Raw genomic sequence first — 14,284 nt, 5'->3', positions numbered from 1 at the left:
AACCTTCACTCTCGACTCAGGATCGGTGCAAACAGTTGGCCGGAGGTCCGGCACGGCCACTCCGTCTGCCGAGGGAGCATCACGTGCATGACCCACACCGCCGTCCTCGACGGCCCGTCCACCAGAAATGTCCGCAACCCATGCGCCGACAGGCGTCCGGTCACCCGCCACCTGGGCGAACGACCTTTTTTTCAAGCCCCGCCCGGTCAGTGGGCCACCCGGAACGCCGCTCGAACGGCCCCTCGACTCCCCGGCGCAATAGGGCCACGAACGGGCCCATGACGGTCGTTTCGGTTTCTCTGCCCATGGCCGACGCCGACTGAACGGGAAAACGTCTTACCGGAGCCAGTAACACATCTTGGGCGGGCGCCATTGCGCGCTGCCGCCGACGCCGAAGCGGTTCGCCTTGAAGCGGGCAATTGTCGCCCGCGCGTTCCCTCGACGTATCCGCGACCGGACCTATTACGTGTGCCGATTACGTGTGCCGAACAATCCGGCAGCCGTCGCACTCCGGCGCACGCGGATCGGCACCACCCGCCCGAGCCGCGGTAGCGCCTCTCGCGCGGCCGCCGGCCCACGTCCGAGACCCGCACGGCTGCGCACGTCACGGAGTTCGCCTGCCCCGGCGACGGCGCACCGGAGTCATGCCCTTCGCCAAAGGAGACAACCAGTGGACGACGCTCTGCTCGACATCCAGGACAAACCGGCCAGGCAACAGCCCGAGTGGGGTGACGCATCACGGGTGCACCAGGTCAGGGACACGTTGACCCGCTGTCCGGCGCTCGTCGACGCAAGGGACGTCGATACCCTGCGTTCGTTGTTGGCCCGGGTCGCCTCGGGAGAGGCCCTGGTCGTCCAGTCCGGCGACTGCGCCGAGGACCCCGCCGAGTGCACGCCCGGTTACGTCGCCCGCAAGACCGCCGTGCTGGACCTGCTGGTCGGCGCGCTGAAGATGATCACGCACAAGCCGGTGATCCGGGTGGGCCGTATAGCGGGTCAGTTCGGCAAACCCCGCTCCAGCCCCACCGAACTGGTGGGTGGGATGGAACTGCCCTCCTACCGGGGCCACATGGTCAACGGGCCGGAGCCCGACCCCGAGAGCCGGCGGCCGGAGCCTCAGCGCATCCTGGCCTGCTACCAAGCGGCCCACGAGATCATGACCCACCTCGGCTGGCGGGACGCCGTACGGCGGCAGTGGATGGAGCCGCCCGTGTGGACCAGCCACGAGGCCTTGATCCTGGACTACGAACTGCCCATGGTCCGGCGGGACGAGCAGGGACGGCTCGTCCTCACCTCCACGCACTGGCCCTGGATCGGCGAGCGCACCCGCCAGCTCGACGGCGCCCACGTCGCCCTGCTGTCCCGGGTCGCCAACCCGGTCGCCTGCAAGATCGGGCCCAAGGTGACGACCGACGAACTCCTCGGACTGTGCGAACGGCTCGATCCGCAGCGGGAGAAGGGCCGCCTGACCCTCATCGCCCGCATGGGAGCCGCCACCGTCGGCGACCGCCTGCCGAAGCTCGTCGCCGCGGCACGCGAGGCCGGGCACCCGGTGATCTGGCTGACCGACGCCATGCACGGCAACACCGTCACCCTGCCGGGCGGCCTCAAGACGCGCTTCGTGGAGACGATCGAGCGGGAGATCCAGGAGTTCCAGGAGGCCGTCCGCTCCGAGGGCGGCATCGTCGGCGGGCTGCACCTGGAGACCACCCCGGACGACGTCACCGAGTGCGTCCCCAACGACTCCTGCGTCGATCACGTGGCGGACAAGTACACGTCCTACTGCGATCCGCGCCTCAACCCGAGCCAGGCGGTCGCCGTGGCCTCGGCCTGGCTCGGATGACACCTCGACCCACCCACCCTGATCAGCACGCGCACGGCCGGCAGGCAGACACGCAGAGGAGGAGGTCCTGAAGATGGACGGGAAGGTCGCACTCGTCACCGGAGCGGCGGGCGGCATCGGCGAGGCGGTGGCCCGCGCCCTCGGCGAACGCGGCGCGGTGGTGGCCGCCGTGGACCGGGACGCCGACCGGTTGCGGCGGGTGGTGGAGAAGCTGCGCGCGGACGGCCTGGAGGCGCAGGCGCTCCCCGCCGACGTCACCAGCGGCCCGGACGTCGAAGCCGTGGTCGAGGAGGCCGAGAAGCGCCTCGGCCCGCTGGAGTACCTGGTCAACGGCGCCGGTGTGCTGCGTCTCGGTAGCGTGCGCAACTTTACCGACGAGGACTGGACGACGACGTTCGCCGTCAACGCCACCGGTGTCTTCCGGATGTCGCGGGCCGTCGTCAACCGGATGCTGCCGCGCCGGCGCGGCGCGATCGTCACCGTCGCGTCCAACGCCGCCGCCACCCCGCGGATGCAGATGGCGGCCTACGCCGCGTCCAAGGCGGCGGCGACGATGTTCACCAAGAGCCTGGGCCTGGAGGTCGCCCGGGACGGCATCCGCTGCAACGTCGTGGCACCGGGCTCCACCAGCACTCCGATGCTCACGTCCATGTGGCTCGACGAGTCCGGCCCGAGGCACACGGTCGAAGGGCAGCTGGACGCCTTCCGGGTGGGCATCCCGCTGGGCAAGCTGGCCCGCCCCTCGGACGTCGCGGGCGCCGTCGTCTTCCTGCTGTCCGACGAGGCCTCCCACATCACCCTGCACGAACTCACCGTCGACGGCGGCGCCGCCCTCGGCGCCTAGGCCCCCCACAGACGTCAGGCGACCAGGAGAAGAAGTCCATGGCAGGCATACCCGAGATCTCCCCCTACCCGATGCCGACGGCGGGCGATCTGCCCGGCAACGTCGCCCACTGGTCCATCGACCCGGGCCGCGCTGTGCTGCTGGTCCACGACATGCAGCGCTTCTTCCTGCGGCCCCTCCCCGAGGACTTGCGCGAGGAACTCGTAAGCAATGCCCGGCTGGTCCGCGAACACTGCGCCGGGCTCGGCATGCCGGTGGCGTACACGGCGCAGCCCGGCGGCATGACCGACGAGCAGCGGGGCCTGCTCAAGGACTTCTGGGGCCCGGGCATGCGCACCGCCCCCGCCGACCGGCAGGTGGTCGACGAACTGGCCCCGGCCGCCGGCGACTGGCAGCTCACCAAGTGGCGCTACAGCGCCTTCTTCCGCTCCGACCTGCTGGAGCGGATGCGCGCCGCGGGCCGCGACCAGCTGGTGCTGTGCGGGGTGTACGCCCACGTGGGCGTGCTGATGACCGCCGTCGAGGCGTTCACCCACGACATCCAGCCGTTCTTGGTGGCCGACGCGGTGGCCGACTTCTCGCAGTACCACCACCGGCTGGCCCTGGAGTACGCGGCGCAGCGCTGCGCCGTCGTCGTCACCACCAAGGAGGTCCTGGCATGACCGGCACCCCGAGCGGCGACCTGCTCGGCCGGATCCTGGGCGAACGGCCCCCGGCCGCGTACGCCCTGCTCCACCGCCCCGAGACGACGGGCCCGGGAGTCCTGGACGTCGTCGTCGGTGAGGCGGCCGAGCTGCGCACCCTCGCCGAACTGCCCCTGCCCGACGCCCCGGAGACGGGTGACGGCCCCCGCCACGAGGTCCTGGCCCTCGTGCCCTACCGGCAGATCGCCGAGCGCGGATTCGCCTCCCCCGACGACGGCACGCCGCTGCTCGCCATGACCGTCAGCGGTCAGGCCACCGTGCCCGTCACCGAGGTGCTGACCCGGATCCCCGACCTGCCCGTGGAGCTGTCCGGCGGCCGCTTCGACGTCCCGGACGAGGAGTACGCCGACACCGTCCGCCGGGTCGTCACGGACGAGATCGGCACCGGGGAGGGCTCCAACTTCGTCATCAAGCGCACCTACACCGCCGACATCACCGGCTACACGCCGCACCACGCCCTGGCCGTCTTCCGGCGCCTACTGCAGCGCGAAACCGGCGCCTACTGGACGTTCCTGGTGCACACCGGCTCCCGTACCCTCGTCGGCGCCACCCCCGAGCGGCACATCAGCCTGCGCGAGGGCACGGCGGTGATGAACCCCATCAGCGGCACCTACCGTTACCCGTCCACGGGCCCGACCCTGCCCCAGGTGCTGGACTTCCTCGCCGACCGCAAGGAGGCCGACGAGCTGTACATGGTCGTCGACGAGGAACTGAAGATGATGGCCCGGATCTGCGAGTCCGGCGGCCGGGTGGTCGGGCCGTACCTGAAGGAGATGGCCCGCCTCGCGCACACCGAGTACTTCATCGAGGGCCGCAGCACGCGGGACCCGCGCGACATCCTGCGCGAGACGCTCTTCGCGCCGACCGTCACCGGCAGCCCGCTGGAGAACGCCTGCCGGGTCATCAGCCGTTACGAACCCGAGGGCCGCGGCTACTACAGCGGCGTCGTCGCGCTCATCGGCCGTGACGAGCGCGGCGGCCGGACCCTGGACTCCTCCATCCTGATCCGCACCGCCGACATCGACGACGCCGGCCGGCTGCGGATCGGGGTCGGCGCCACGCTCGTGCGGCACTCCGACCCGGCGAGCGAGGTCGCCGAGACCGCGGCGAAGGCGGCGGGACTGCTCACGGCCATCGAGTCCGACGGGCCCTCCCGCTTCGCGGACCACCCGCTGGTCCGCGAGGCCCTGGAACAGCGCAACGCCACCCTCGCCGGCTTCTGGCTGGCCGGGAACGGCCAGGGATCGCGGCCCGATCCGGCGCTGATCGGCCGACGGGTGCTGGTCGTGGACGCCGAGGACACGTTCACGTCGATGCTCGACCACCAACTGCGCTCCATGGGGCTGCGGGTGACGGTCCGCCGGTTCGACGAGCCGTATTCGCTGGACGGATACGACCTCGTCGTGATGGGGCCCGGTCCGGGCGACCCCCGCGACACCGACCACCCCAAGATCGCCCACCTGCGGACCGCGGTGCGCACCCTGCTCGACGAGCGGCGCCCGTTCCTCGCCGTCTGCCTGAGCCACCAGACGCTCTGCACGCTGCTCGGCTTCCCCCTGGTCCGCCGGGTGGTCCCCAACCAGGGTGTGCAGAAGGAGATCGACTTGTTCGGCGCCCGGGAACGGGTCGGCTTCTACAACACGTTCGCCGCCCGCAGCCAAGGGGACAAGGCCGACTGCGAGAGCGTGGGCATCGTCGAGGTCAGCCGCGACCCCGACACCGGCGAGGTGCACGCGCTGCGCGGCCCGCACTTCGCGTCGATGCAGTTCCACGCCGAGTCGGTGCTCACCCAGGACGGCGTCCGCATCGTCGGCGACCTGATCAAGGAGATCCTCCCCGGCGCGATGGGAAAGGAGCACGGCGCCATTGAGCAGGTTGCGCTGGCTGACCGCGGGTGAGTCCCACGGTCCCGCACTCGTGGCGACGCTGGAGGGCCTTCCCGCCGGCGTGGCCGTCACCACGGACATGGTGGCGGACCATCTGGCGAGGCGGCGGCTGGGCTACGGGCGCGGTGCGCGGATGAAGTTCGAGCGGGACGAGGTCACCTTCCTCGGCGGGGTACGGCACGGGCTGACCCTGGGCTCACCGGTCGCGATCATGGTGGGCAACACCGAGTGGCCGAAGTGGGAGCAGGTCATGGCGGCCGACCCGGTGGATCCGCAGGTGCTGGCGGGCCTGGCCCGCAACGCCCCGCTGACCCGCCCCCGCCCCGGCCACGCCGACCTGGCCGGCATGCAGAAGTACGGCTTCGACGAGGCCCGCCCCGTGCTGGAGCGGGCCTCCGCCCGGGAGACCGCGGCGCGGGTGGCGCTGGGGGCGGTGGCACGGTCGTATCTGAAGGAGACCACCGGCATCCAGATCGTGTCGCACGTGGTGGAGCTGGCGGGTGCTAAGGCGCCGTACGGGGTCTACCCCACGCCCGCCGACGTGGAGAAGCTGGACGCCGATCCGGTGCGCTGCCTGGACGCGGACGCGTCGAAGGCGATGGTCGCGGAGATCGACCAGGCGCACAAGGACGGCGACACCCTGGGTGGGGTCGTCGAGGTGCTCGCCTACGGCGTCCCGGTCGGCCTCGGCTCGCACGTGCACTGGGACCGCAGGCTCGACGCCCGTCTGGCCGCCGCCCTCATGGGCATCCAGGCGATCAAGGGCGTGGAGGTCGGCGACGGCTTCGAGTTGGCGCGGGTGCCGGGCTCCCGGGCGCACGACGAGATCGTGGCCTCGCCCACGGGCATCGGGCGTGCGTCCGGTCGGTCGGGCGGTACGGAGGGCGGATTGACGACGGGTGAGCTGCTGCGGGTGCGGGCGGCGATGAAGCCGATCGCGACCGTGCCGCGGGCGCTGCGGACCGTGGACGTGACCACGGGCGAGCCCGCCCAGGCGCACCACCAGCGCTCCGACGTGTGCGCGGTTCCGGCGGCCGGGATCGTCGCCGAGGCGATGGTCGCGCTGGTGCTGGCGGACGCGGTGGCGGAGAAGTTCGGCGGCGACTCGGTGACCGAGACCCGCCGCAACGTCCGGTCGTACCTCGACCACCTGGCCATCCGATGAGCACCCCGTTGATCGTCCTGGTCGGCCCGATGGGCGTGGGCAAGTCCACCGTCGGCCGGATGCTCGCCGAGCGCCTCGGGGTCGGCTACCGCGACACCGACGACGACATCGTCGCCGAGCAGGGGCGTTCGATCGCGGACATCTTCGCCGACGAGGGCGAGCCCGCCTTCCGGGCCATCGAACAGCGGGCGGTGGCCCGCGCGCTCGCCGAGCACGACGGCGTTCTCGCGCTGGGCGGTGGGGCGGTCCTCGCTCCGCGGACGCGGGCGTTGCTGTCCGGGCTGCCGGTGGTCTTCCTCGACGTCGACGCCGCCGAGGCGATCCGGCGGGTCGGGCGGGGCACGGGCCGGCCGCTGCTGGCCGGCGATCCGCACCGGGAGTGGCGCACGCTGATGGAGGCGCGACGTCCGCTCTACACGGAGGTCGCCCGCGCGGTGGTCGACACCAGCGGGCTCACCCCGGAAGGCGTCGTGGAGGCCGTCGTGGCGGCGCCGGCCCGGCAAGAGGCGAGGGCCTGAACGTGCGGAGGGCCTGAACGGACGGAACGCCTGAACGGGCGGACAACGGAACTCCCCGCCTCGCGCGAACACCGTGCGGGGCGGGGAGTTCTCGTGCGCGGCCCGGCCGTCACCGCCGGGCGGCGAGGAAGTCACGCAGCAGGCGGGTCTCCTCGGCGGTGAGCGGGAGCCCGAAGGTGGTCCGCACGACGTCCACGGCCTCGTCGGGGGCGAGGAGGCGCAGGCGCTGCTCGCCGCTGCGGTACTCGGTCATGAGCTCGTTGTTCTTGAGCCGGTACCGCTCCTCGTCGGTGGCCCGCTGGACGACGAGCTGTCCGACGAAGGGCGAGCCGGGGCGGGTGGAGCTGACCCAGTGGGCGGCCTCGAAGTCGACGGCGTACTGGGGTTCCGTGCGGAAGGCGTAGATGTCGAACCAGTCCTCGGGCCGCCGGTACTGGAGCAGCCAGTGGCTGTCCTCGGCGGCCAGCCGCCACGACCAGCCGGCGACGGTGCTCTCGGCTCCGGGCTGGAGGGCGAGGGGTTCGATGAGCGCGGCGTAGCCGTAGCCGGGGTCGGCCAGCCACACGGTGTCGTCCGCCCGGACCAGCAGGGCCGTGTGGGAGCGGAACCGGCGCTTGCTGCTGCCCTCGCGGATGCGGACCAGCAGCCGGGTGACCGGGAAGCCGAAGCGGTCCAGGGCGGCCGCGAACAGCAGGTTGGTCTCGTAGCAGTATCCGCCGCGGCCGGCCTGGACGATCTTGCGCTGGACGGAGTCGATGTCGATGGAGACCTTGCGGCCCAGGGCGATGTCGACGTTCTCGAAGCAGACGGAGTCCCGGTGGCAGCGGTGGAGTCCCCGGAGCGCTTCGAGCGAGGTGTCGCGGGGGCCCCGGTAGCCGATGCGGGCGAGGTAGGCGTCGAGGTCGAGCCGTTTGCTGCCCCATTCCGGGGAGTCGTCGACCACGAGCGGCAGACCTGAGGTGTCCATGGGCGTCCTTCTCGCGGGTGTGTGATGAGGGGGTACGGGGGATCCAATGCCGGTGCGGCGCGCGGCACCCGACGGGTCCACGCGCCGCACTGAGGGAGGGTCACCACTCCACGCGGACGTCGTACTCCTTCACCCACGCGTCGAACTCGACCAGGCGCTCCATGACGGCCCGCATGCCCCACAGGCCGCCCAGCCCGGCGTAGGACTCGACGGGCTTGTCCAGCAGCTTGCGGATGCCCTCGGCCGGCACGAGGTCGAGCACGGGGGAACCGTCGAGCAGGGCCTCGACCTTGGCGCGCAGGGCCCGCACGTACTCCACGTCCTGGGTGGAGGGGTAGGGGCTCTTCTTGCGCTCCAGCACCGACTCGGGCAGGACGTGGCTCGCGGCGGCGCGCAGCAGGCTCTTCTCACGGCCGTCGAAGGTCTTCATGGCCCAGGGGACGTTGAAGACGTACTCCACGAGGCGGTGGTCGGTGAACGGTACGCGGACCTCCAGGCTCGCGGCCATGCTGATGCGGTCCTTGCGGTCCAGCAGGAAGTTCTCCCAGCGGCTGATGTTGAGGTACAGCAGCTCCCGCATCCGTGCCTCGTGGGCGGACTCGCCCTCCAGCCGCGGCACTTCGGCGAGCGCCTCGGCGTACCGCTTGGCGACGTACTCGTCGAGGCCGAGCCGGTCCCAGAGGCCGATCTCCTTCATGGTGTCCAGACCGCCCAGCCGGCGCCAGGCGTCGTACCAGGGGAAGGTGTCGCCCTCCACGGCCTCCTTGTCGAAGAACCAGTTGTAGCCGCCGAAGAGTTCGTCCGCGGTCTCGCCGGACAGGGCGACGGTCACCTGCTCCTTGAGCGCCTTGCAGAGGTGGTACAGGGAGTGCTCCATATCACCGGTGGAGATGGGCAGGTCCTGGGCGCGCAGGACCCGCATGCGCACGTCCTCGTCGAGGACGTGGTGGTTCTCCAGCTGGACGATGACGTGCTCGGCCCCGGAGTGCCGGGCGACGTCGATCGCGTACGGGGTGTCGGGGTCCATCCAGATGCCGTTGCCGCGGAAGGTCTCCTCGTTGTTCTTGAAGTCCACGGAGAAGGCCTTGATGCGCTCCTGCTTGCCCTGGTCGCGGAAGACCTTGGCGGCGAGCGCGGTGATGGCGCTGGAGTCGAGGCCGCCGGACAGCAGGGTGCCCACCTTGACGTCGGCGATGAGCTGGCGTTCGACGATGTCCTCGAGGAGTTCGCGGATGTGCGTGATGGTGGTGTCGAGGTCGTCGGTGTGCGGGCGGGCCTCCAACTGCCAGTAGGGGCGGGTGGTGCGGCCGCCGCGGTGGAAGCGGACGACGGTGCCGGGCACGACCTCGTGCATGCCCTTGAAGATGGCGTGGCCGGGGGTGTTGATGATGGCGAAGATCTCCGCCAGGCCCTCGGCGTCGACGACCGCCTCGGCGTCGGGGTGGGCCAGGATGGCCTTGGCTTCGGAGCCGAACAGCACGCCGTCGGGCGTCGGGTAGTAGAAGAGGGGCTTGACGCCCATACGGTCGCGGACCAGCAGCAGTTCCTGGCTGCGCGGGTCCCACAGCGCGAGGGCGTACATGCCGTTGAGGCGTTCGGCGAAGTGCTCGCCCCACTCCAGGTAGGCGTGCAGGACGACCTCGGTGTCGCTGGAGGTGCGGAAGGAGTGGCCGAGGCCGGTGAGTTCCTCCTTCAGCTCGCGGTAGTTGTAGACCTCGCCGGTGTAGACGATGACGGGAAGGCCGTCGTCCTCGCCGGTGACGTGCATGGGCTGGCGTCCGCCCTCCAGGTCGATGATGGAGAGCCGGCGGTGGCCGAGGATCGCGTGCGGCGAGATCCACACGCCCCGGTCGTCGGGTCCCCTGCATGCCAGCGTCTCCGTCATGGCCGACGCCGTTTCGCCGTGCGCCGACAGATCGTGGTCGTAGGCGACCCAGCCTGCGAGTCCGCACATCGAAGTCACAGTCCTTTCGTGTCAGTGGTGGTGAAGGCCCGTGCGAGGGGATGGGGTTCAGGGCCGCGGCACCCAGCCGGCGCGATCCCAGTACGACAGGTGGAGCTGAGCCGACACCGTGCCGATCCGCGCCACCCGCTCGCCGCCGAGGACCATCACGGTGGGCCGGTCCGGGGTGAACACCGGCCAGGCGGGCGCGTGCACGCTGCTCGGGGTCCCCCGCGGGCGAAGGAGGCCACCAGGTCGATCAGCGTGTCGGAGATCCGTCGCTCCAGTGGGCCGTCCCCGTAGGCGGGCGCGTTGACCGGCAGCGTGAACGTGCCGAAGAGGAACTTCGCGACGGCCTCGTGCGGGGTGGTGCCGGCGTACGGTGGCTTGAGCGGGTGGGCGAACTCCATCAGGAATTGCGGAGATGCGACGGCGTCGCGCTCGCGGGCGTGCCGCTCGGCGAGCCGGACGATCTGGTACCGGAACAGCCCGTCACCCCACACCTGCGTCCACACCGACACCGGGTCGCGCGGCAGGCCCTCCGCCTCGGACGCCCGCCGGTAGTGGGCGATGCAGTCGTCCACCTGCTCGTCGGTGACCTTGACGGCGCCCTTTTCCAGGACCTCGCGAACCGCCGCGCGCAGTCCGGCGTCGTCTGCCGGGTGCGGGCCGGTATACGGGTATCCGGGCCCCGTGGTGAAGAACGAGCCCTCGGTACGGCAGTAGATGGGCATCATGGGGATCCGGGGCGTGGACAGCGCGTGGTCGTAGCCGCGCATCCACCGCCCGTCGACGACCGGCCCGCGGTATTCGCGCCCGCCCTGCACGAACCGCTCGGTGGGACTGCCCGCGTACACCTCGTCCCAGGCGTCGCGCAGTTCGGCGGCCGGTACGGCGCGCAGGCCCGGCACGGTCGTGCCGAAGCGGCGCGCGAGGTGCTCGTAGACCTCGCGGGACTCCTCGGGGGTGGCGGAACTGGCGGGTTCCCACACGTGCTTGACGCTGATCGGGACGATCCTGCTGATGATGCCGCGCAGTTCGGGCAGGAGGGCGAGCTGCCAGGTGCTGGAGCCGCCCGCGGAGGTGCCTGCGACGGTGATGTTGCCGGGGTCGCCGCCGAACGCGGCGGCGTTGTCGCGGACCCAGCGCACGAGCGCCGCCTGGTCCTGAAGGCCCCAGTTGGCGAAGGCGCCCGTACGCGGGTCGGTGAACTCCTCGTGCAGTCCCCAGCCGAACGCGCCGAGGCGGTAGTTGAAGTTGACGACGACCATCCGGCCGTGGACGGCGGTGCGGGCGCCGTCGTAGTCGGGCTCGCTGCCCGCGCCGAGCATCCAGCCGCCGCCGTGGATGTAGACGAGGACCGGCAGACGGCCTTCCACGTCCGGGGTCCACACGTTGGCGTACAGGCTGTCCTCGCTGCTGTCCGGCAGGTAGTCGCCCTGCACCGAGGGCGCGGCGAAGGCGGTGGCGTCCCGCACGCCCTGCCACGGCTCGGGGGGCCGGGGCGAGGAGAACCGCAGCGGGCCCACCGGCGGCGCCGCGTAGGGCACGCCCCGGAAGACGGTGAGTCCGTCGGATCGCTCTCCCGCCACTCGTCCCGCCGTCGTCCGGACGACCACTGTGCGACTGGACATCTGGCAAACCTCACTTCCCGCCTGGGCGTTGTCATGGGCGGCGCGGCGCGCACCGGGGAGGGGAGCACAGTGATCGTCGCTCCCCTGCCGAAAGAGCCGCCAACTGCCGATCACTACTCCGTCAAGTCATGCCGCGGCCGGTTCGCGCGCCTGCGGCGGCGGGCCGCCGAGGGCCGGGCCGGACAGCAACCTGTCGGGGGAAGCGGTCAGTTCGCGGCCGACGAGGGCGCGCAGCGTGCGGTAGGCGGAGGCGTCGCCAGCGAGCACGCCGCCGAGCAGGACCCGCCCGTCCGGGCCGAGGACGACCTTGGCGTATGTGCCTGCCGTGTCGTCGCGCAGGACGTACTCCAGGGCGCCCTCGGTCTCGGCGTGGGCATCGCCGAAGCTGGCCACGTCGACGCCGAGGAGTTTGAGCTTGGCGGAGGTGTCGGGGTCGGCGAAGCGGGTGCCGGGGCGGCCGAGCAGCTGGTCGGCGACCAGTTCGGCCATGCGGTAGCCGGGCGCGACGAGCCCGTAGGTGCGGCCCCGGACGGCCGCGCACTCGCCGACGGCCCAGATGCGCGGGTCCTCGGTGCGGCACCGGTCGTCGACGAGGAAGCCGCCGCGTTCGCCCGTCGCGAGCCCGGCCGGCCCGGCCAGTTCGTCGCGGGGGCGCACCCCGGCGGAGAACACCACCAGTTCGGCGTCGAGGGCGCTGCCGTCGGTGAGGGTGACTCCGCAGGTCCGGCCGTCGGTTCGGGTGCGCACGGCCTGGACGGCGGTGCCGCAGTGCACCCGCAGTCCAAGGTCGCCGACGAGCCGGGCGAGCACCCGTGCTCCGCCTTCGTCGAGTTGCAGCGGCATCAGGCGCGGCGCGAGTTCCACGACGTGGGGCCGCACCCCGAGCAGCCGGAGGGCGTTGGCGGCCTCCAAGCCGAGCAGCCCGCCGCCGACCACGACGCCGGGGCGTCCCTCGCGTGCCGCCTCCCGGATGGCGTCGAGGTCGTCGAAGGTGCGGTAGACGAAGCAGCCGGGCAGGTCGTGTCCGGGTACGGGCGGCACGAACGGCCGTGACCCGGTGGCGAGCACCAGGGCGTCGTAGCCGACGAGCGTGCCGTCGGCGGTAGTGACGGTCCGGGCGTCCCGGTCGACGCCGGTCACCGGGGCGGCCAGGCGCAGGTCCACCAAGGGGTCGCTGAGGAACTCATGGCCGGCGAGGGAGAGGTCGGCGGCGCTCTTGCCCTCCAGGTAGGACGACAGGGCGACCCGGTTGTAGGCGGGGCGGGGCTCCTCGGCCAGGACGACGACATGCCAGGTGCCGTGCCGGTCGTGGGCGCGCAGGTGTTCCACGAGGCGGTGGCCGACCATGCCGTGTCCGACGACCACCAGGGTGCGCGGTATGCGGGTCATGGGTCGCTGTTCCCTCCGGTCGCGGATGCGAGGACCCGCCGCACGTCGTCCGCGCAGCCCCCGCAGCCGGTGGCGGCCCGGGTCGCCGCGGCGATCTGCGGCAGGTCACGGGCTCCGGCGCGCCACGCGCGGAGCAGGTCGCCCTTGGTGACGTGGTTGCAGTGGCACAGCACGGCCTCGTCGGGCAGTTCGACGGAGGCGGGCCGTTCGGTGGCCGCGGTGCCCAGCAGGAGCCCGAGCCGGTCGGACGGCACCGGCAGGCCGCTTTCGTACAGCCGGCTGACGGCGGCGGTGGCGCGCGGCAGGCCGATGAGGACCGCGCCGAGGATCCGGTCGCCGGACAGGGCGAGCCTGGCGTAGCGGCTCCGGGCGGGGTCGGACAGCGTGACGTGCCGGGTTGCGTGCGGCGGGTCGGGCGGGCCGAGGCAGGCCAGGTCGATGTCGGGCGCCTTCAGCCGAACGACGGGCCGGCCGGTGCGGTGGTGCGCCTCCTCGCCGCTGAGGATCCGGGCGAGGGTCTCCGCCTGTTCCCAGGCGGTGGTGACGAGTCCGGGCGGTTCGCCGTCGAATTCAGCGCAGTCCCCGAGCGCATGGACGCGCGGGTCGCTGGTGCGCAGGTGCCGATCGACGACCACGCCCGTGCGGACGGCCAGTCCGGCCCGCCGGGCGAGTGCGGTCTCGGGTTCGATGCCCGTGCACAGCACCAGCGCGTCGGCCCGGAGGACCTCCCCGTCGTCGAGGGCCAGTTTGCCGGGCCGGTACTCCACGGCGGTGCGTCCCAGTCGCAGACGGGCGCCGCGGGAGCGGAGGTGGTCGGCCAGCAGGGCGCCGGCCGTGTCGTCGAGCCGGTCCTCCATGGGGTGCGGTCCGGGGTGTACGAGGGTGACGTCGCGGCCGGCGCGCAGCAGCGCGAGCGTGGTCTCCGTGCCGAGGACGCCGCCGCCGAGCACCACCACCGGGCCGTTCGCGAGCCGTTCGCAGTCGGCGAGGGTGCGCAGGGCGGTGGCGCCCTCGGTGAGTGCGCCGTCCGCGGCGAGCAGGCCGGGCAGGTGCGGGATCCGGGGCCGGGCGCCGGTGGCCAGCACCAGGTGGTCGTAGGGGTGGGTCTCCCCGGTGTCGGTGCGGACCAGGCGGCAGGCACGGTCCACGGCGGTGGCGGTGACGCCCGTCCTGACGCGCGCGCCGTCCGGGGGGTCGGGCAGCTTCAGGTCCTCAGCGGTGAGGGTGCCGTCGAGGAGGGACGTCAGGAGCACGCGGTTGTAGGCCGGCCGCGGCTCCGCGCCGAGCACCGTGACCGGGCCCCGGTGCCCGTGGTGGCACAGGCGTTCGACGAGCCGGTGCGCCGCGGGGCCGTGGCCGATGACGAGGACGTGGTTCGAGGCGGGCATGTCG

At 72.2% G+C, this 14,284-nt stretch carries 11 protein-coding genes; 6 read left to right on the top strand and 5 right to left on the bottom strand.

Annotated features, from left to right (window positions below):
• Window positions 1–670: 670 nt before the first annotated feature.
• From ACQEV2_RS38785 to ACQEV2_RS38760, 6 genes are all read left to right on the top strand, one after another.
• A complete protein-coding gene (locus tag ACQEV2_RS38785) occupies window positions 671–1,843 on the top strand; it encodes a 3-deoxy-7-phosphoheptulonate synthase (RefSeq protein WP_433052775.1) in 1,173 nt (390 codons plus the stop codon).
• A 73-nt stretch (window positions 1,844–1,916) separates the two neighbouring features.
• Window positions 1,917–2,687 (top strand): 2,3-dihydro-2,3-dihydroxybenzoate dehydrogenase, encoded by a 771-nt coding sequence (locus ACQEV2_RS38780; protein ID WP_433052772.1) that lies wholly within the window; start codon window positions 1,917–1,919, stop codon window positions 2,685–2,687.
• Window positions 2,688–2,725: 38 nt separating this feature from the next.
• Window positions 2,726–3,349 (top strand): isochorismatase family protein, encoded by a 624-nt coding sequence (locus ACQEV2_RS38775; RefSeq protein ID WP_433052769.1) that lies wholly within the window; start codon window positions 2,726–2,728, stop codon window positions 3,347–3,349.
• Window positions 3,346–5,289, top strand: a complete 1,944-nt coding sequence (locus tag ACQEV2_RS38770; protein ID WP_433052766.1) for an anthranilate synthase family protein — start codon at window positions 3,346–3,348, stop codon at window positions 5,287–5,289. The genes ACQEV2_RS38775 and ACQEV2_RS38770 overlap by 4 nt, the downstream gene beginning before the upstream one ends.
• The gene (gene aroC, locus ACQEV2_RS38765) at window positions 5,258–6,442 is read left to right on the top strand and encodes a chorismate synthase (RefSeq protein ID WP_433052763.1); all 1,185 of its coding nucleotides are present in this window, start codon (window positions 5,258–5,260) and stop codon (window positions 6,440–6,442) included. The genes ACQEV2_RS38770 and aroC overlap by 32 nt, the downstream gene beginning before the upstream one ends.
• A complete protein-coding gene (locus ACQEV2_RS38760) occupies window positions 6,439–6,960 on the top strand; it encodes a shikimate kinase (RefSeq protein ID WP_433052760.1) in 522 nt (173 codons plus the stop codon). The genes aroC and ACQEV2_RS38760 overlap by 4 nt, the downstream gene beginning before the upstream one ends.
• Before the next feature lie 109 nt (window positions 6,961–7,069).
• On the opposite strand, the gene ACQEV2_RS38755 is transcribed toward ACQEV2_RS38760, so the two are convergent.
• The 5 genes from ACQEV2_RS38755 to ACQEV2_RS38735 all read right to left on the bottom strand — a co-directional run bounded on the left by ACQEV2_RS38755 (window position 7,070) and on the right by ACQEV2_RS38735 (window position 14,280).
• Window positions 7,070–7,927 carry an arylamine N-acetyltransferase family protein gene (locus ACQEV2_RS38755; protein WP_433052757.1) on the bottom strand — a complete coding sequence of 286 codons (858 nt, stop codon included), beginning with the start codon at window positions 7,925–7,927 and terminating at the stop codon, window positions 7,070–7,072.
• A 100-nt stretch (window positions 7,928–8,027) separates the two neighbouring features.
• The gene (gene asnB / locus ACQEV2_RS38750) at window positions 8,028–9,881 is read right to left on the bottom strand and encodes an asparagine synthase (glutamine-hydrolyzing) (protein ID WP_433052754.1); all 1,854 of its coding nucleotides are present in this window, start codon (window positions 9,879–9,881) and stop codon (window positions 8,028–8,030) included.
• A gap of 155 nt (window positions 9,882–10,036) precedes the next feature.
• Window positions 10,037–11,503 carry a carboxylesterase family protein gene (locus tag ACQEV2_RS38745; RefSeq protein WP_433052751.1) on the bottom strand — a complete coding sequence of 489 codons (1,467 nt, stop codon included), beginning with the start codon at window positions 11,501–11,503 and terminating at the stop codon, window positions 10,037–10,039.
• 126 nt (window positions 11,504–11,629) lie between these two features.
• Window positions 11,630–12,892 (bottom strand): FAD-dependent oxidoreductase, encoded by a 1,263-nt coding sequence (locus tag ACQEV2_RS38740; RefSeq protein WP_433052748.1) that lies wholly within the window; start codon window positions 12,890–12,892, stop codon window positions 11,630–11,632.
• Window positions 12,889–14,280 (bottom strand): FAD-dependent oxidoreductase, encoded by a 1,392-nt coding sequence (locus tag ACQEV2_RS38735; protein WP_433052745.1) that lies wholly within the window; start codon window positions 14,278–14,280, stop codon window positions 12,889–12,891. The genes ACQEV2_RS38740 and ACQEV2_RS38735 overlap by 4 nt, the downstream gene beginning before the upstream one ends.
• Between the last annotated feature and the right edge of the window lie 4 nt (window positions 14,281–14,284).

This window comes from Streptomyces sp. CA-251387 (assembly GCF_050936625.1).
Classification (GTDB): Bacteria; Actinomycetota; Actinomycetes; order Streptomycetales; family Streptomycetaceae; genus Streptomyces.
Note: the sequence above shows the minus strand (reverse complement) of the source record. Positions and strands in the feature narration are given on the sequence as shown.